Source organism: Roseburia zhanii, assembly GCF_014287635.1.
Taxonomy (GTDB): domain Bacteria; phylum Bacillota; class Clostridia; order Lachnospirales; family Lachnospiraceae; genus Roseburia_B; species Roseburia_B zhanii.
In genome coordinates this window covers 45,022-64,920 of sequence record NZ_JACOPH010000011.1, presented here as the reverse complement: position 1 = coordinate 64,920, position 19,899 = coordinate 45,022, and the positions used below count along the sequence as shown (strand labels likewise).

Annotated in this window: 16 protein-coding genes and 2 tRNA genes; all 18 read right to left on the bottom strand. The window is 40.9% G+C overall.

What is annotated here, in order from left to right:
- Nucleotides 1-13: 13 nt before the first annotated feature.
- The 18 genes from H8S17_RS11860 to H8S17_RS11775 all read right to left on the bottom strand — a co-directional run bounded on the left by H8S17_RS11860 (nt 14) and on the right by H8S17_RS11775 (nt 19,248).
- Nucleotides 14-1,495 (bottom strand): hypothetical protein, encoded by a 1,482-nt coding sequence (locus tag H8S17_RS11860; protein ID WP_186867470.1) that lies wholly within the window; start codon nt 1,493-1,495, stop codon nt 14-16.
- Between the two features lie 66 nt (nt 1,496-1,561).
- Nucleotides 1,562-2,470: a chemotaxis protein gene (locus H8S17_RS11855; protein WP_186867469.1), complete on the bottom strand. Its 909-nt coding sequence runs from the start codon at nt 2,468-2,470 to the stop codon at nt 1,562-1,564.
- Between the two features lie 124 nt (nt 2,471-2,594).
- Nucleotides 2,595-3,311 carry a hypothetical protein gene (locus H8S17_RS11850; protein WP_186867468.1) on the bottom strand — a complete coding sequence of 239 codons (717 nt, stop codon included), beginning with the start codon at nt 3,309-3,311 and terminating at the stop codon, nt 2,595-2,597.
- A 76-nt stretch (nt 3,312-3,387) separates the two neighbouring features.
- Complete coding sequence (locus tag H8S17_RS11845) at nt 3,388-4,881, bottom strand: sensor histidine kinase (protein ID WP_186867467.1); 1,494 nt, start codon at nt 4,879-4,881, stop codon at nt 3,388-3,390.
- On the bottom strand, nt 4,878-5,558 hold the full coding sequence (locus H8S17_RS11840) for a response regulator transcription factor (RefSeq protein WP_186867466.1): 681 nt from the start codon (nt 5,556-5,558) through the stop codon (nt 4,878-4,880). Before H8S17_RS11840 ends, H8S17_RS11845 begins: the two co-directional genes overlap by 4 nt.
- 95 nt (nt 5,559-5,653) lie before the next feature.
- Complete coding sequence (locus H8S17_RS11835; RefSeq protein WP_186867465.1) at nt 5,654-6,253, bottom strand: hypothetical protein; 600 nt, start codon at nt 6,251-6,253, stop codon at nt 5,654-5,656.
- Between the two features lie 58 nt (nt 6,254-6,311).
- Nucleotides 6,312-6,812: a transglycosylase SLT domain-containing protein gene (locus tag H8S17_RS11830; protein WP_178051863.1), complete on the bottom strand. Its 501-nt coding sequence runs from the start codon at nt 6,810-6,812 to the stop codon at nt 6,312-6,314.
- 95 nt (nt 6,813-6,907) lie between these two features.
- Entirely contained in the window at nt 6,908-7,177 is a 270-nt protein-coding gene (locus H8S17_RS11825; protein WP_178051862.1) for a DUF1294 domain-containing protein, read from the bottom strand.
- A gap of 90 nt (nt 7,178-7,267) precedes the next feature.
- Nucleotides 7,268-9,442 (bottom strand): protein translocase subunit SecD, encoded by a 2,175-nt coding sequence (gene secD / locus H8S17_RS11820; protein WP_178051861.1) that lies wholly within the window; start codon nt 9,440-9,442, stop codon nt 7,268-7,270.
- A 162-nt stretch (nt 9,443-9,604) separates the two neighbouring features.
- Complete coding sequence (gene scfB, locus H8S17_RS11815) at nt 9,605-10,966, bottom strand: thioether cross-link-forming SCIFF peptide maturase (protein ID WP_178051860.1); 1,362 nt, start codon at nt 10,964-10,966, stop codon at nt 9,605-9,607.
- Nucleotides 10,967-11,064: 98 nt separating this feature from the next.
- Nucleotides 11,065-11,208, bottom strand: a complete 144-nt coding sequence (gene scfA / locus H8S17_RS11810) for a six-cysteine ranthipeptide SCIFF (RefSeq protein ID WP_178051859.1) — start codon at nt 11,206-11,208, stop codon at nt 11,065-11,067.
- Nucleotides 11,209-11,271: 63 nt separating this feature from the next.
- The gene (locus tag H8S17_RS11805; protein WP_186867464.1) at nt 11,272-12,372 is read right to left on the bottom strand and encodes an NAD(P)H-dependent flavin oxidoreductase; all 1,101 of its coding nucleotides are present in this window, start codon (nt 12,370-12,372) and stop codon (nt 11,272-11,274) included.
- A gap of 85 nt (nt 12,373-12,457) precedes the next feature.
- Complete coding sequence (locus H8S17_RS11800) at nt 12,458-13,549, bottom strand: DUF3810 domain-containing protein (RefSeq protein WP_186867463.1); 1,092 nt, start codon at nt 13,547-13,549, stop codon at nt 12,458-12,460.
- Between the two features lie 118 nt (nt 13,550-13,667).
- Nucleotides 13,668-13,741, bottom strand: a tRNA-Met gene (locus H8S17_RS11795).
- 9 nt (nt 13,742-13,750) lie between these two features.
- Nucleotides 13,751-13,823: transfer RNA gene (locus tag H8S17_RS11790), tRNA-Val, on the bottom strand.
- Between the two features lie 68 nt (nt 13,824-13,891).
- Nucleotides 13,892-14,875 carry a phosphate acetyltransferase gene (pta, locus tag H8S17_RS11785; RefSeq protein WP_178051856.1) on the bottom strand — a complete coding sequence of 328 codons (984 nt, stop codon included), beginning with the start codon at nt 14,873-14,875 and terminating at the stop codon, nt 13,892-13,894.
- A gap of 133 nt (nt 14,876-15,008) precedes the next feature.
- Complete coding sequence (locus H8S17_RS11780; RefSeq protein ID WP_186867462.1) at nt 15,009-17,447, bottom strand: homocysteine S-methyltransferase family protein; 2,439 nt, start codon at nt 17,445-17,447, stop codon at nt 15,009-15,011.
- Between the two features lie 22 nt (nt 17,448-17,469).
- On the bottom strand, nt 17,470-19,248 hold the full coding sequence (locus H8S17_RS11775) for a bifunctional homocysteine S-methyltransferase/methylenetetrahydrofolate reductase (RefSeq protein ID WP_186867461.1): 1,779 nt from the start codon (nt 19,246-19,248) through the stop codon (nt 17,470-17,472).
- Nucleotides 19,249-19,899 lie beyond the last annotated feature (651 nt).

The following is a 19,899-nucleotide window of genomic DNA, read 5'->3' as shown; positions in this document are numbered from 1 at the left end:
ATTTCCTCGCTGTCTATTCCATCAATCCTAATGCATCTACGATCTCATAGATCCGGTTTGTATATTCCTTGCGGTCTTTGATCACATAAATCTCTCTTGCTGTATCTGTGCTGACTGAAAATCTCTCGGCTAACTGTGCTGCTATCTGCTCTGCTAACACATCATTCGCTTCTTTGATATTATATTCTTCTGCTTTTGCACTGTTAGCATCATATCTTCCTAATGCACATACATACGAATCTAATGCCATTTGGTACTGTTTTGCATTATACAGGGCATCTCCGTTTTCTAATTCTACCTGCACAGATGCAAGCAGTGCTACTTTCTCATAGAAAGTCTTATCCTGTTCTTTGATCTTTGCGCCGGCTAATTTATTGTATGCTTCTACATAATCCTGTGAGGCATATGCATCTTTTGCACCGGAAAGATTTACTGAATAACCGGAAAGATTTGATAAAAGCAATACCAAAAGGATAACGGAAATACTCATAACAAAAATCAAGATCACCGGTTTTCTTGGCAATGGCGGTGAAAGATCCACTTCCTTTGGCTTTTTCGGTTTCTTTTCTTTCTTCTCTTTTGGTTTCTTTTCCTTTTTCGGTTTCTGCTTCTTTTCTTTTTTTGATTTCTTTTCTTTCTTGTTATCTTCTTTGTCTTCCGGCTTGTCTCCTTCTTTTGCTTTGCCTGCAGCATTTAATTCTTCTAAGATCTGCCGGTTTTCTTCTGACATGTTCTCAAGATCTTCTGGTGGAACTGCTGCTTCTGATGTTGCTTCTTCTGCAGTAAGTTCATCTTCTTCTGATTCACCAAATAAAACAGATACTAATTTTTTGAAAAATCCTTTTTTCTGTTTTTTATCTGCTTTTGCTGTATCTTCTTCGGTCAGAGCGGTTTCTGCTTCCTCTGTTCCCCCTGTTTCCATCTTGTTTAAATCTGCTTCATCATTCTGACCATCGGTACGGAGTGACTCTGCAAGACCGGATAATTCTTCATCAGAAGGAAGGTCTGCGATCATATTTAACAGATCCTGTTCTTCTTTTGACCGCTCTGGCTGCTCTTCTGATTCTGCTGCTTCTGATTCTGCTGCTTCTGACGACTCTGTCTTTTGTTCTGTCCATGTATCATCATCTAATGTGTTGATCTCAAAATCGGTACCGGTTGCTTCCGGTTCACTCTCCGGTTCTGACTCCATAGGTTCTGATGGTTCTGCCGGTTCTGATGTGCCATTTGCATTCTTGACGATCCCTTCTAAATTATTCCAGAAATCGTCGCTGTCTGCAGCAGGTTCATCCTCCTTCGCTTTTGTATTATCCTCGTCTACTTCAATTTCGAAATCCCGGATAAATTTCTCCATATCCGCATCATTTACTTCTTTTTCAAATTGCTCACCGAAATTCGCATTTGCCTTTTTCCGTTTCTTCTGTTCTTCTTCTGCTTTCTTTTCCGGGGAAATGTTATTTAGCAGGGAATCTAAATACTCCTCTGTTTTATTCACAAAAGTACCTCCTTGTATCTTTCACCTATAAAAGGGATGTGATATTATCACATCCCTTCACTGTCGCTATGCATTAAGATGGGAATCAATCAGCTTATCGATTGCTTCTACTAAATTACCAATTTCCGGTTTTGTCAACTGTGCATCGGCACCTAATGTCTCTCCTTTTCGACGCATTTCATCGTTCACTAGAGATGAGAAAATAATGAGTGGTATTCCTTTTACATCATCATCTGTCTTTGCTAACTTCGTCAGCCGGTGTCCATCCATGATCGGCATTTCAATATCTGTGATGATGCAGTGAACCTTGTCTTTTAAAGTGCCTTCTTTCTTAAATTCACAGATCTTATCCCATGCTTCCTGACCATTTGCTGTAACGATCTGATGTGTATAACCGGCTTTCTTTAAGCAGTCTGTGATCAGCTTGCTAAGTAATGGGGAATCCTCTGCGATCAGGATCGGGCAGTCGCTTCTGTCACGGGAAACAACTTCATCCATATCCGATACCTTTAATCCTGTTTCCGGACTGATATCTGTTACGATCTTTTCAAAATCTAAAATAATAATCAGTTTATCATCTAATTTGATCACACCGGTCGATACTCCATTATCATGTGAATTGATCGTGGAATCCGGTTTGATGATATCTTCCCATGATACACGATGGATACCGATCACCTCATCTACATGAAAAGCAATATTTAATTTATTAAAATTCGTAATGATAAATAAGCCTTCATTGTCTGTTTCCGGAAGTCCGATGCAGCGTTTCAAATTGATAACAGTGATCATCACATCACGCGGCATGAAGATACCTTCCACACTCGGATTGGCATTTGGAATCGGTGTTACCGGCTGATAAGATAAGATCTCGCGGATCTTTGCTACGTTGATTCCATAACGGTTATTGCCTAATGCAAACTCTAATATCTCTAACTCATTCGTTCCACTTTCCAATAATATATTTGTATCCATAAAGCTTTCCTCCCAATGCACATGTATTTTCCACTGCTTTCTGCAGGTAAATTTCTGAAATTCTAAACTATAATATAAATATTATAACATAATTCTATCTATTGTATATTCTTTTTTTTATTTTTTACAAATCCACGTTATACTGCTCACCGTTCATCGTGATCTTCAACTGTATGCTTGAGATTTCCTGTATATCCTGTGGAATTTCAAAGATCAGTACTGTTTCATTTGTAGCACCTGCCTTGATATCCTGTACATAGGTGGAAAGATCATTCGGCAGGATCGTTGTCTGTGCCGGTACTGTCATATCTCCGTTGATCACTGCATGAAATTCCGGTGTCATTGCTAAGATATCAATATGTAAGTCCTGTGCTGCCTGATTGATCAGATTCACATTCAAAACTAAAAGCTGCTTGCCGGACTGTGCATCGATCGCATAGGACTCTGACTTCGCATAAGTATCACAAAGGCTGTTTCCTTCATATTCTGCTGTAATAACTCCTAAATCCAATGCATCCGTTAATGTGACTAATGACTGTTCCTCCGGCTGTGACTGTGTATCCGAAGTATCTGCCGGTGCTGCTGCATCTGCTGTACTTTCCATATCCTGTTCAGATGATGCATCTTCCACATCTGCTTCTTCCGTATCCGCTTCTGCCGGCGGCACATATACCTCGCCATCCTGTTGATAGGTATTATATTTTGCTACCGCATGTGCTGCATAACTTACAACTGCCGCTTCTTCTTCCGGCTGTAACGTATACAACGCTTCCCCACATCCTGTCAGCGTACAAGCTGCTGATAACAGTACTGCGGTCATCTTCATCCTTGAATCTCTCATTCTGTGCCTCCACTGCATTCACTTTCTCTGACTATATATAGATAATTTTAACATTTTTTTAGTGCACGGGCAACCGTTAATTATTTTTTGTGTCTAATTCAAACCAAAATTCCACGCCGTCTGTATGATTGATCACTCCACATTCCCTATGGAAAGAATCCATGATCGCTTTTACAATGGAAAGACCGATCCCGCTTCCGCCATATTCTCTGGTACGTGCCTTATCCACTTTATAAAATTTGATCCAGATATTATCAATATCTTCTTCCGGTATCGGTTTTCCGGTATTAAATACACTTACACGGACATAATCTTCCATCTGCGTGTATTTGATATCGATATGTTTTTCATTTCCGGCATGATGTATCGCATTGCTTAAGTAGTTTGTAATAACCTCTTCCACTTTAAATTCGTCTGCCCATACATACATCGGCATATCTGTATTAAAAGTTAAGCTGATCTCATTTTGTTTAAGCAGGATCGATGAGGACTGGATCACACCACGGATCAGTTCTGTCAGATCAAAACGTTCCATGCTGACAACATCATTGCCAAACTCTAACTGATTTAATGTCAGCAGCTTCTTCACCATCTGGTTCATCTTATCAGCCTCGTCCATGATGACTTCACAGTAAAAATTCCTGCTTTCTTCATCATCATTGATACATTCCTGCAAACCTTCCGCATATCCCTGTATCAGAGCAAGCGGTGTCTTTAACTCATGCGAAACATTCGATAGAAATTCCTTCCGCATCTCATCGATCTGTGTCTTTTTCTCAATATCGATCTGCAATTCATTATTCGCACTCTTTAATTCAGAGATCGTCTGTTCAAGCGTTTCGGACATTTGGTTGATATGTTCCCCTAACTGGTCGATTTCATTTTCACCCCTGCTTTTATATTTTGCATTAAAATCAAGATTTGTCATTCTCCTTGAAATATCTGTCAGTTCAAGGATCGGGCGGGCAATCTTTTTCGATGTAAAAATACTGATCACAGTTCCTAAGATGATCGCAAAGATACCGATATAAGCAAGAAAACGGTTCGATATTCCGGCACTTTCCCGGATACTTTCTAATGCTGTACGCATTAAGATCAGATTTCCGTCTGAAAGCGTTCCCCACAGCACTAAATATTCTTCATTCATCCTACTGTCGACCTGTTTTTCTAATACATACTTGCTCGTTTCCTTCAATACTTCTGCTGATCTGTCCTGATCATTTGAAAACAGAACATCCATAAACTGCCGTTTTAAGGCATTTGTATCGTTGACGGATGCACGGACGATCGAACCGTCTGCACTGATCACCAGAATGGAAATATTTCCATTTGCACAGATCTGTTCAAATCCAACATCAAAAGAAGCACTGTCTAAATTCCCTTCTTCACTCTTTTGATCGATTGTTGTAAATCCCTCTAACATCGCCTGCTGCTTATTATAGGTATAATATCCTTCTAAAAATGTGGTATTCAAAAACCAGCACAGTAACACTGTGCCGGCAATCAATCCTAGAATTGTCTTAGTAAATTGTACTGTAAGTGAATGTTTTACCTGTTTATTTTTTTTCATGCATCAACCTCAAACTTGTACCCCATTCCCCAGATTGTCTTAATACACTCTCCACGTTTGCCTAATTTATTACGCAGCTTCTTCACATGCGTATCAATCGTTCTTGCATCTCCAAAATAATCATAATTCCACACATGATTTAAAATCTTCTCCCGTGATAATGCAATTCCCTGATTTTCAATAAAATATGATAATAATTCAAACTCTTTATAACTGAGTTCTACCCGTTCATTATCTACTGTTACTAAATGTGCAGCTTTATCGATCTTGATCCCGCCGACTTCGGTTACGTCTTCTTCGCTCAGACGGTTCGCCCTGCGCAGGATCGCATTGACTCTTGCAACTAAGATCTTCGGGCTGAATGGTTTTGAAATATATTCATCGACACCAAGGTCAAATCCCTGTAGTTCATCACTTTCATCGCCTTTAGCTGTCAACATGATGATCGGGACTTTTGAGTTCTCTCTTACTTCTCTGCAGACATCCCAGCCGTTGATCTTAGGCATCATCACATCTAAAATGATCAGCGCAATATCTTTTTCCTTATAAAACACATCTAATGCTTCTTCCCCATCTCCGGCTTCTACGACTTCAAAATTATCACGGATCAAAAAATCCCGGACCAGCTTACGCATCCTGCTCTCATCATCTACGACTAATATCTTGATCTTATCCATTCAAATTACCTCATTTCTCAACTGTTCTTAAAAACATGCTCCTACGCACAATATGTTGTACACTGTAACATATAGTTATGAAAAAATTATGAAATCTATGGTGTCTGCTGCGTATTTTGCTGCAATGCATTTTCACGTTCTTTTAATTTTTCTTCTCTTTCGTCTAACTGTTCTTCCCAGTTTTCGTATTTTTCGATCAATGCATTTTCATAATTCACGATGTTGATATTTCCGCTGGTCGCTGTTACTGCAAACATACCGACCACGATAAAGAACAATATCACTCCGATCGTACATGTCACCTGAAAATATCTCTTATAATCTACATTCTGTTCTTTAATCTTGTGCACGACTTTTGTTTTCGTTTTTTGTGGCTGCTTCTTGATAACTTTTGGTCTTACCGGCTCTCTATCCTCTGTAATGACCGGAATCGGTGGAATCTGGTCATTGTCTATGGCAGGACTTGTCCGCAGATACTCCTGCAATTCGTATAAAAAGGCATACCCTACTGGTGTTTCAAACACATGCTGTTCTACCATCTGGCGATATACTAACAGAACTGTCTGTGGATCACGCATATCTGTACCATTTTTGACATAACGGATGCCTTCTGCTTCTTTTGCCGCTTTTTCCATCATGCTCTCATCTGAAAATGCAAATCCATCAATTTCGTAAGGTGTACCTATCATAATCATCTATCCCTCTCTATCATCTACTGGTTTTTATTATAATAAAAAAGCATCAGAAACGCAATTATTTCTGATGCACCCTTTCTAATTGTTCACTCCGTCTGATGATCTTTTCAGCATATTCCGTATAATCAGCACGTTCTCCACGCTCTAATGCATTTTTGCTGCCGTTATACACCATAAGTACGGTTCCGATATCCTGATATTGCTGAAACAGTTCTAACAGATAGTCTGCTGCAAGCCGGATATTTCCTTTTGCATCATATATGTCATCTACACCGAGTTTTGCCATACGTCCTTTATGATACTGGGTATTGACCTGCATCAACCCTTTGCAGTTACCATTTCCTGCCTGTGGATTCCCCGAAGATTCCGATTCCATGATCGCTTCTAATAGTTCCGGGCAAATCCCATATTCCCTGCCGATCTCCTCGCAGTAAGCTACATACTCCTGCGGAATAAAGGTATCCGCACTTTTTGCATCTGCCTGTATCTGTCCCATCACACAGACGATCAACATGGAAATCACAAAAAATACTTTTTTTCTTACATTTTTATACTTCATTATTTTCCTCCCAGAATAAGTCGTTCATAATATCATATGCAAGAACTTTCTTTTTTATTATTCTGTGAGGAAAAAAATTTTTTATACACTGTTTATCATAATATCGTACGGATATAAGTCACACACACAATCTGTAAGATCAGAATTACCGGCATTCCGATCACAAAATACCAGTGTTTTGTCTTATGGTGGAACAGATACATTCCTGCCCAAGTCCCGATACTACCGCCTAACAAGCTACACAAAAACAGCATTTTTTCCGGTATCCGCCATGCATGACGGATCGCCCTTCTCTTATCGATCATCATCAGGCTGATGCCTATGAGATTCATAATGGCGAGATATGCCATGATCCATTCTTCCATGTCTGCTCCTTTTCAAGTAAAGTCATGTTTTTGCTATAGTCAAAACAGGCTGCCGTATCTCCGGCAGCCTGCATCTTTTATATCTGATCTTTAATTCTGTGGATCTGCAATTTTGTGTTTACCGATCTTACGTTTAAATACAAACCATAACTGGGTTGCGATACAAACAGAAGAATAAGAACCACTGATCAGTCCTACCATAAGTGGTAAGGAGAAATCACGGATTGTAGCAACACCTAATAACCATAACATAAATACCATGATAAAGGTTGTGATAGAGGTATTGATACTTCTGCTCAATGTCTGTGTCAGACTCTTGTTTGCGATTTCACGTAAATCATTCGAATCCTTCACTTTGATGCCTTTCATATTCTCACGGATTCTATCGAAGATAACGATCGTATCATTGATCGAATATCCGATGATCGTCAGCATACATGCGATAAATGTACTTCCAACAGAAATACGCATCAATGCATAACAGGTCAATACAACTAATACGTCATGTACCAGTGCTAAGATAGCACTTACAGCAAATCTTGCATCACTGAAACGGAACCAGATATAAATCAGCATACAGATAACTGCGATCAAAACTGCTTTTAATGCATCGGTACGCATTTCTGAACTAATCGTAGAACTGATACTTTCAGACTGGATCTCTTTATCATCTACACCATATTTGTCTACAAATGTCTGATTTAACTGCTCACGTTCATCTAATGTCAGATTACGTGTCTTAAAGATTACCTGATTGCTGCCCTGTACCTGTGTTGTCTGTACATCACTGTCACCGGTAATCGCTTCTACTAGCGGAACCATATCTGCATCAATTTCTTCGATCGTGTAACTCTTATCAAATGGAACTGTTGTTGATGTACCACCGATAAAGTCAAGGCTGTAATTTAATGCCTTACCATTTGAAGCATGTACTCCCATTCCGATAAATCCTGCTGCGATCACAACGATAGAGATTGCAAAGAAGATTCCTCTGTGTTCTACAAGGCGGAATGGTTTACGTTCTTTTGATCTTCCATAAAGCTTTTCAGCTCTTAAACCAACTGCAAATAATGCATTTAAAATAATTCTTGTTACAAACAATGCGGTAAACATGGAAAGAATGATACCGATTGCCAATGTATAAGCAAATCCTTTTACAGTACCGGAACCTAACAGACCAAGTACAGCTGCTGCGATCAATGTTGTTACGTTACCATCAATGATCGCTGACATTGCTTTTTTAAATCCGATGTCCATAGAAGTTCCTACGGACTTACCACTTGCGATCTCCTCACGGATACGTGCGAAGATGATAACGTTCGCATCTACTGCCATACCAATGGAAAGGATGATACCGGCAATACCCGGAAGTGTTAATGTGATCTCAAATAAGTATATTGTTGCAACTACAAGGCATGTATAAATTGCAAGTGCGATAGATGCTGCAACACCCGGTACAAAATATACAATGATCATAAATAACATAACGATTGCAAGACCGATCGCTGCTGCTTTTAAACTGCTTGAAATTGCTGCACTACCTAACTGTGCACCTACAACATTAGAACGTAACTCACTAAGCTGTAAGGAAAGGGAACCGATACGGATACTAGATGCTAATGCTTCTGCCTGCTCATAAGATTCCATACCAGTGATCTGTGCTTTTCCTCCGGTGATTGCTTCGTTTACTGTCGGATTGCTGATCACTTGATCATCGTAAACAATCGGTAAGTTTTTACCAACGTTTGCTGATGTCACATCACCAAATACGGTAGCGCCTTCCTCTGTCAGTGTTAATTCTACGATAAATTCTTTGTTACCCATGTTATTCTGGTAAGAAGTTGCCTGTGCATCTGCAACCATGTCACCAGTCATAAATGTGTTTCCATCAGATGTCTGGAACTCTAAGGAACCCGGTTTTCCTAATTCCTCTAAGATCGCATTTGCATCTGTAACACCCGGGATCTCAACTGTGATACGGTCATCACCTTCCTGATATACGGATGCTTCTGTACTATAGCTTTCCACACGCTTCTGTAACTTGTAAATAGTATCACTCATCTGTTCTGCGGTAGGATTATCATCTTCTACCTGATAGGTAATGCTGACACCACCTGCTAAATCCAAGCCCAGTTTGATACTCTTGTCCTCTCCGACTCCGGTAGAAGAAAGAATGATGGATGTGTAATATGCCAGTCCACCCAGTATCAGAGCGATCACAACGAGCATTGCAATACCCTGACCTTTGTTAAATTTGTTCTTCATTTTCTTACCTCTTCCTTTCCTTTACTCGTTACTGTTCACTCCGTGACCAGTAACTCGTGATTTTTGCATGAAAGTTCGCCTTGCGAAGCAAAAATCACCACCTGAATCACTTTCTTACGCAGCCAGACAGTAAATGTCTGGCTACTGAGTGAAGAGTAACCTTTACTCTTCTTCGAATGCTTCTGCTGCTTTGATCATAATCGCACATTCTACTCGTTTTTTCTGTAATGCACATCCGATATCATAAGCGTTATGAATATCCCCATGGAAATTGTATGAGTTTGCCGCACATCCGCCACTGCAGTAAAATCTTGCAAAGCAATTACGGCATTTTTCTTTTGCATACACATTACAGCTCTTAAATTCATCTCGGATCGCTGTATTTGTAACACCGTCTGTCACATTTCCCATTAAGAATTTTTCATTTCCTACAAACTGATGGCATGGATAGAGGTCACCCCATGGTGTTACTGCAAGATATTCCGTTCCTGAGCCACAACCGGAAAGTCGTTTTGCAACACATGGACCACCTTCTAAATCTATCATAAAATGGAAAAAATTAAAATCATCTCCATGTTTATGCCGTTTCACCATTTCTGCAGCTAACTTATCATATTCTTCAAATAACTGTGGAAGATCTTCTTCCCTGATCGCATAATCATCTGTCTCCTGTGCAACAACAGGCTCGACCGATATCTGCTTGAATCCAAGATCTGCCAAATGCAGTACATCCTGTGAAAAATCTAAATTATTATGTGTAAAGGTTCCTCTGACATAATAATTTGTCTGTTTTCTGCTGTCTGCAAATTTCCGGAACTTCGGCACGATCAGATCATAACTGCCGCTGCCGTTACGGAATGGGCGCATACGGTCATTGACTTCTTTACGTCCGTCAATGCTTAAGACAACATTTGCCATCTCTTTATTGGCAAACTCCATGATCTCATCATTTAACAGAACACCGTTTGTTGTCAATGTAAAACGGAAATTCTTATCATGCAGTTTTTCCTGCTCCCTGCCATATGCCACTAAATCTTTTACTACCTGAAAATTCAGTGTCGGTTCTCCTCCAAAGAAATCTACCTCTAAATTTCTCCGGCTGCCCGAATTTGCAATCAGGAAATCCAAAGCTGCCTTACCGACTTCATAGGACATCAGTGCCCTTCTTCCATGATACTCCCCTTCTTCTGCAAAACAATAGCGACAAGCTAAATTACAGTCATGGGCAATATGTAAACACAATGCTTTTACTACCGTCGGACGCTTCTTGAAGTCTATGATGTAATCCTCATATTCATCTTTGGTAAAAAGTGCCTCGTCTTTTTCAAGCTCTGCTACTTCTTCCATGGCTTCTGTAATATCAGCCTCTGCATAGTCTGATCTTAACTGCTCTACAATCTCTTCTCTTGTATGGTCTTCCCATAATGCGATGACATCATATGTCACATCATCTACAACATGGATCGCACCACTATTGACATCCAGAACAATATTATAGCCGTTGTTTTTGTACTGATGAACCACTACAATATTTCCTCTCTTTCTACCTGATATAACTATAACGCACAAACGACCGCACGCTGTGCGGGCGGTCTGTGCTATGTAGTCCTGATTCTCTTTTCTTATTTGTTATTCTCACAAGTCTGATTTCCTACTGTACAGGAAGTCTTACAAGCTGACTGACAGGATGTCTGACATTCTCCGCAGCCGCCTTTCTTAATTGTATTCTGTAATTTTCTTGTATTTAATGTTTTTACGTGTTTCATGATGAAATCTCCTTTTCTCCTACTTTTTTGACACCGGATCTCCGGGTTCATACTTGAAAAGTATTATACCACATGTGGCAGTATATGAAAAGTATTTTTTTCTCCGCTGTAAAATCCCGCAGACAGATCATCGATCACCGCTTTTACCGTACTGATCTTATCTACTTTCTCTACATTCTCCCCTGCAAAGATCAGCCCATGCTCCACATCACCTTTTACGGCACGGATCAGGGCATCAGTGATACAATATGGTATCTCTTTTGGATCACATTTTGCAAGACAGCCGTAGCATCTTTCGATCTTGCATGTTCCCTGTGCCACTTCTTCTAAAAATGGATTTCTAATTGCCCGTCCCGGCATTCCGACCGGACTTTTGATGATCACAACATCTTCTTTTTTAGCTTTGACATATGCCATTTTATAGGCAATGTCTGCATCACACTCTTCGGTTGCAACGAACCGTGTAGCTGCCTGTATGCCATCTGCACCAAGCTCTGCCGCATGAAAGGCATCTTCCCTGCTATAGATGCCGCCTGCCACGATCACCGGTATCTCTCTGTGGTATTTTTCTTCATATTCTCTGACTGCGGATATGATCTTTCTGATCTCATTATCATAATCCATCTGGTCTGCATCTGCTAATTCTTCCTGTGAAAAACCTAAATGTCCGCCTGCTTTCGGACCTTCAATCACGATAAAATCCGCTGTCCTGTGAAATTTTCTGTCCCATAATTTCAGGATCACATGTGCTGCTTTCTCTGTGGATACGATCGGTGCGATCTTGGTATCTGTCCCCTCTGTCAATTTCGGAAGTGACACCGGAAGTCCTGCACCGGAAATGATCACATCTGCACCTGCTTCTATGGATGCTTTTACATGCTCTGCATAATCTTTTAACGCTACCATGATATTCACGCCGACAAGCCCGCCCTTTGCCTGTGCTTTTGCCAAAGCGATATGCTTTTTGATCGCTGTTATATTTGCTTTCTTTGGATCGGTGCAAAATCCGGCTTCATCATATCCGATCTGTGCGGTAGAAATGATCCCTATGCCTCCCGCCGCCGCTACGGCTCCTGCCAGACGGCTGCGGCTGACACCAACACCCATGCCTCCCTGTATAATAGGTACATTTGCTGTTTTATTTCCGATTTTTAATTCGTTCATCTTTGACAACCTCTCTCAATAGTTCATTTAGTAAACTTTTATCTTATTCTACTATTTAAAGTATCAGTTGTCAAGTAATGTAGTTTTAATTACTATGTTCGTACCATTTTAACAGCAGACGGACAACCTGACTGTAACTCTCCATGCCATTTTTTACCCCATTGCTCTTTAAATTGCTTTCTAAAAATGTATCCGTTACCTGATTTGCTGTTTCTGTACTGATCACCGCCTCTTTTTCTACTTTTTCCCATGCCTCATCTGTCAAAAAGACAACATCATTCTGCACAAGCGTATTCGGCTCAGTCATTTCCTGCCGTACTTCTAACGGAATATTTTTTCTGACTTCCCTGCTGACATAAGATAAAACGCTTAAATATCCGCTGTACTGTATAAATCCATCTTCGGAACGGATACAGGCTAAAAATCCAAAATAATTTGCTTCATCTTCTAAGATCACGCCTTTTAAATGGCTTAATTCATGGCAGATCGTTGCCGGTCTGTTCATAATATACATGGTCTGATTATAATTTGCTTCTAAAGTAAATGGGAAATAGATCCCTGCTAAATACTGCTGGCTCATAAAACCGGAATTTGCGATCGGTTTCGGATTCGGATAATATCCTTTTAAATAGGGATATTCTTCTCCTAAATTCTGCATTGCTGCTTTACACTGTGCATACAGATCTCCATCATACATGACATTCCCCTGTGTATCCCGCTGCATCTTTTCTGAGAGTCCATTTGCCTTATTCACCAGCATCTCATAGAGATTTACCAAGGCATCTTCTCCAATCTCTGCATCTGCAAAATAAGTTTCTTCTACTGTAGATGCATGGTACATGACAAAACAGAAAAATGTTTCTGTCACGATCACCCATATACAGATAAATCTAAATATTTTTCTGCAGATATGGAAGGATTTTTGGAATTTGTTTCGGAATAGAAGTTTTAGAATGGTTATGATAAAACTGATCAGCAGAAAGAAAACTGCTGCTATGATCAGGATTTCCCCGACGGAAAAAGGTATGACGGACAGAACTCTCGCTAATGTATTTGTTCCAAGCGGGAATATATGCAGGCGGTAATAATCTACTGCCCTCTGGCATTTCCATGAAAGTACATAGACGAAAATGGTTATGAATAGAATGATAAAGGTTGCTCTGTGTCTGCGTATCATAATTGATCACCGTCCTTATGAAATATAACAAAGAAAAAAGGATGCATTGGAGTATTCATATAATAGGATGAAAAAAACCGGAACTGCCATAATAGCAATTCCGGTATCTTACGAATAGTAGCGGAAGGGAGATTTGAACTCTCGACACCACGGGTATGAACCGTGTGCTCTAGCCAACTGAGCTATTCCGCCATAAATATATGGGACCTACAGGGCTCGAACCTGTGACCCTCTGCTTGTAAGGCAGATGCTCTCCCAGCTGAGCTAAGATCCCATATGAAGCAGGTTTTGGAACCTGCTCGATTATTATATAACAGTTTGTCTGTATATGTCAAGTATTTTTTATGCCAATGCTGCTGTAATGATCGCCATGGAGTATACTTCTGAAGCATTGCATCCACGGGAAAGGTCATTGATCGGTGCATTTAATCCTAATAAGATTGGGCCATATGCTTCAAAACCGCCTAAACGCTGTGCGATTTTGTAACCGATATTACCTGCATTGATATCAGGGAATACAAATGTATTTGCATGTCCTGCAACTGCTGAATCCGGGCATTTTGTACGTGCAACTCTTGGAGAAACGGCTGCATCAAACTGTAACTCACCTTCAACCTGAAGTTCCGGTGCTCTTAATTTCGCTTTTGCTGCTGCATTACGCATCTTATCTACATCTTCACCTTTTCCGGAACCAAATGTAGAATAGCTTAAGAATGCAACCTTCGGATCAACACCAAAGATCTTTGCACACTCTGCTGCTTCTGTTGCGATCTCTGCTAATTCGTCCTCGTTTGGATGAATATTGATCGCACAGTCTGCCATTGCAAGTACTTCGTTATCACCGGTTGCCCTTGCACGAACCATGATAAATACAGACGATACAATGCTGTTGCCCGGTTTTGTCTTGATCAGCTGTAATGCCGGACGTACGGTATCTGCTGTAGAATAAGTTGCTCCACCTAAAAGTGCATCTGCGATTCCCATTTTTACTAACATTGTTCCAAAATAATTGGCCTGTGATAAGATTCCTCTTGCCTGCTCTTTTGTAACTCCTTTGCTCTTACGCAGTTCACAGAACATATCTATCATCTCATCTAATCTGTCAAACTTCAGAGGATCGATGATCTCTGCTCCACGGATATTAAATCCGCTTTCTTCTGATGCAGCAATGATCTCTTCTTCCTTTCCAACTAAGATCGGTTTTAAGAAATTACTTGCTAATAAACGGGAAGCTGCCTCTAAGATACGTGCATCTGTTCCCTCTGTGAAAACAATTTTTTTCGGGCTCTTTTTTAAGATTGCGATTAAATCTCCAAATCCATACATTGTATATCTTTCTCCTCTATGTTTTTATTTTCATAATGCAACTATTCAGTTACGTTCTAAGTTACATTGTATACACTTTCTAATAAAAAGCAAGACTATAGACCATTTGCACTAAAAAAAATCCAAAATAAAATTACACTTCTTCTCCTAACAGCCTTGCGACTAACCGTACGCAGTCGGCTGCATCTTTGGAATAACCGTCTGCTCCGATCTCCTCTGCAAAACTTTCCGTAACGGCTGCCCCGCCAATGACGATCTGGCTCTTACAGCCTCTTTCTTTTGCAAGTTCCACCACATCTTTCATACGCATCATTGTGGTCGTCATAAGTGCTGACAATCCAATGATCTGTGCATGTTCTTTGATGGCTGTGTCAACGATCGTATCTGCTGCCACATCTTTTCCAAGGTCAAGGACACGGTATCCGTAGTTTTTCAACATCAGAACAACTAAATTCTTACCGATATCATGAATATCCCCTTCGACGGTTGCCATAATGATCGTGGCTTTTTCTACGGCGTTTTCATCCCGCTTGATCTTCGGCTCTAAATAAGTGATTGCTTTCTGCATCGTGCCTGCGGATGAAATCAGCTGTGGCAGAAAATATATCTGCTGTTCAAACAGTTCACCTACCCGGTTGATCGCCGGGATCAGGCTGTCACTGATAATGACTTCCGGGAGTTCTCCTGCTTCTAATGCCTTATCCACTTCGCTTAATACCCTGCCCTTATTGCCATCTACAACACAGTCAAACACACGTTTTTTCGGAGTCACCTGCTCTGACTGTCCTGCTGTTTTATCTGCATTAACATCTGCCGCCGAGGATTTTTCCGGTACTTTTTTCTTATTCGCACGATTGATATAGCGGATTGCCGCACCTTCTTTATTCAATAAAAGATCGGCTGCATAAGCTGCATCTACCAAGGCTTCCTGTGCCGGATTTGCGATCGCCATTGTCAGTCCTCTTGTGATCGCTGCTGTTAAAAATGCGGTATTGATGCAGCTTCTCTCCGGCAGTCCAAAAGAAATATTTGACAGTCCACAGATCGTTGCCAGACGGTTCTCTTTACAATATGCGATCGTTTCTAAACATTCAACGGCTGCGTTTGGATTTGCACCTACCGTTGCCACAAGGCCGTCTACGATAATATCTTCCCGCACCATTCCGGATTCTTCTGCTGCCGCAACGATCGTTTCTATGATCTTATGCTTTTCTTCTTTATTTTCCGGCAGTCCCTCATCTGATAAAGGAAGTAAAATGAACATTGCACCGTATTTTTTTGCGATTGGGATTAAATTCTCAAATTTTTCTTTTTCTAAGGAAATCGAATTGATCAATGCCCTTCCCGGATAGATACGAAGTGCAGCTTCAATGATATCGACATGGCTTGAATCAATACAAAGCGGCAGATCTACGGTAGAAGATACTTCGTAAATCGTATCTAACATCATGGCTTTTTCATCAATTCCGTTCATTCCCATATTGATATCAAGGATTGCTGCATCGTTTTCTTCCTGCTGTACTGCCATTTCGCAGACTAAAGAAAGACTGCCTTCTCTAAGTTCTGCCTGTAATTTTTTCTTTCCTGTCGGATTGATACGCTCTCCTACGATCGTAAACGGACCGTCTAATAAGATCTCTGTCATTTTACGTTCAGATGCTAAAAATCTGCGGTGCTCTGTTTTTATTGGAAGAAGTTCTACATCATTTAACGCCTCTGTCATCGCTTTGATATGTGCCGGTGTCGTACCACAGCATCCACCAAACACACGGGCTCCGCAGGCTGCTAAGTTCACCATTGCATCTGCAAATTCCTGTGGCTGCATATCATAAACTGTTTTTCCATCGATAAGTTTTGGCAGTCCTGCATTTGGTTTTACAAGGATCGGCACATAGGCAACTTCGTACATGGCTTTTACTAATTCTGCCATTTTATCCGGTCCTGTGGAACAGTTGATTCCGATCACATCGACACCAAGGCTCTGTAATACGACTACGGCTGTTGCCGGATCTGTACCAAACAGCGTTCTTCCGGTTTCTTCAAATGTCAGACTCACCATGATCGGGCGGCTGCTGGATTCTTTGATTGCCAAAACGGCTGCACGACATTCCTGTAAACTCATCATCGTCTCTACGACATACAGATCCACGCCGGCATCTTCGACTGCCCATACCTGTTCTTTATAGATATTTACCAGTTCTTCAAACTGCATATCCCCGATCGGATATAACTGCTGTCCGGTCATCGAAATATCGGCTGCTACAAGTGCCTGTCCTGCTGCCGCTTCTTTTGACAGTGCCACTAACTGCCGGTTCATTTCTTCTAACTCTTCTTCTAATCCATACTCCGCTAACTTGATACGGTTTCCTGTAAATGTCGGAGCATATAAAATATTAGTTCCTGCTTCTACATAAGCACGCTGTAATTTTATAATAGCCTCTGGATTTTCTATGATCCACTGTTCCGGGCATACTCCCATCTTCATGCCTGCTGCCTGTAAATTACTGCCTGTTGCTCCATCTAAAATGACTGCCTGACTCTCGATCAGTTCCCGTAATTCTCTTTTCGTCATATGGTTTCCTTCCTAAAGTGATTTAAAATCTTTTCACTTTCTTTATAATCTCTGCAATCATGCCTGCACGGTTAAATGGCGTCATAAAATAGTATCCATCTGCAATCTCTTTCATCTGATCTGCGATTTCTACTGCTAACGCGATTCCGGTTTCTTCTGCCTCTTCCCGCGTCATTTCCGGCTGATAACGCCCTATGATATCTTCCGGTATCCGTATCCCAGGCATTTCATTTGCCATAAACATTGCATTTTTATAGCTGACAAGCGGCATGATCCCGCACATGATCTTTGCTCCTGTTTTTTCTTTGATATAAGCAATCCGCTCCATATCCTCTTTCGAATATACCGGCTGTGTCAAAAACATGCTGCAGCCTTTTTCCATCTTAAGCTGTACTCTTTTACAGATCGCATCTTTATTTACACCATGATAATTCAAAGCACCGGCATAGACAACCGGCTCTTTTGCAAATACATCCTGATTCATTCCGGTAAGATATTCCATAAAACGGATCGAATTGAAATCAAAAACAGGTGTTACCACACCTTTATCATCCCTGCCTACCGGATCTCCTGTCACAACTAAAAAATATCTCAGATCATTGACATAATCGCCTAACATACCGGAACGCATGGCGATCACGTTCTTATCTCTGCAGCAGATATGCGGCATTACCGGGATCCCGGTCTCACGCTGTACTTTTGCTGCTAATTTTCCTGCGTCCATACGGGTTCTCGCCATTGGCGAATCAGCTAAAGTGATCAGATCTGCGCCTGCCTCTTTGATCGTTTCTGCTCCCTGCATCACTTTTGTGATATTGGTATCAAATGGCGGATCTAATTCTACGATATAGAGTTTTTCTTTCTTTTTCAGCTTTGCTTCGATAGGAAGAAGTTTGCGTCCACCTTCTTCAGACGCATTCGTTCCGATCTTTTTCTTCACATATGCATGTGGTTTCACTGCCTGTTTTAAACCTTTGATATATTGTGGTGTCGTTCCGCAGCAGCCTCCTAAGATCTCTATGCCAAGATCTGCGATCTGCTCCATCATTTCCACAAAATAATCCTGATTATCTCCATAGATGATCTTTCCACGGAGTTCCACCGGATATCCTGCATTCGGAAGTGCTGTGACAAATTTATCATTCGGAAATACAAGGTTTGAAAGAAGCCTGCTCAAATGTGCAGCACCGATGCCACAGTTAAATCCATAGGCATCGATCGTATCCATGGCTGCTGCTTTTTCGATGATACGTTCCATGCCAAGTCCTGTTCTTGTATATCCGTTTTTATCGACAGAAAACTGCACGATCACAAATACATCTTTTTTCTGTTTTAAATATTTTGTAACTTCTTCTACATAGGTAAACTCTGACTGGGTTTCTAATACAAAAATCTCTGCTCCACAATCTAAAAAGGTATCGCAGATTGTATAGTATTCCTTTAATACTTCTTCTTTTCCAAGAAACTGCGGATCATAGATCGGGCCGATGTCTGCGGCAATAAAAGCGGTGCCACCTGATTCTGCTACTGCTTCTTCTGCAATCTGATAACCTGCCTGTATCAGTTTCTTTACCATATCGATATCTTCAAAAAACATGGTATTTGCTGCAAATGTATTTGTCCGGATCAGTTGTGCGCCGCTTTGTAAATATTCTAAATGGATCTGCTTTATCTTATCGGGTGCACTTATATTGCAGGCTTCTGCCATCTGTTCTTCACCCGGATATTTTGTCTCAAAATAGGTTCCCATGGCTCCGTCTGTAAGTATGCGTCCCTGTTTTAACTGTTCTCTTACGTGCATGTTGTCTTTCTCCTTTGCCCTGGTCTACAGCTTACCGGGCTGATTCTCTGAATTAGTTTACCATAGGAGGGGGGATTTGCAAAGTTGAATTTTGGGGATTTTGGTATGCATCATATTAGTTAAACGGAAGGTTGTGAGCCTGTGGCTTTTATTGTGTTGAGTAAACTGCGTCGTATCTGTAGGGCACCGGTGGTTTTTAACCCGGCTTTCTAGTGTGCCTATGCAGGCGATGACATAAGCGTTTATTCAAAAACCGCCCCAAACTCGCCTCATATATTGTGAAATGTTCTGCGGTTTTGAGCTCAGACAGTGGGGCGGTTTTTACGCTTATGTCATCACCTGCTAAGGCTCACACGAAAGCTGGGTAATAAAAACCACCGGTGCCCTACAGATACGACGCAGTTTCATCTAGGCTTTTGAGCCACAGGCAATTTACGCTTTCTTGGGTTTATGCTGATGATTCGTTCGTGAATAACTTTTGTGTATATCTAAATAGATAGTAACAATCTTTAATTTCACTGGTAAGTATTGAAATATATGCAAGCTATTACCAGCTAATAACGAGGTAACATCGATTATGCACAAAAACGTAACTTGCCTGTGTCCCACTGTATAAATTAAACTGTCAGAGCGTCCGTATACCGCCTGCTG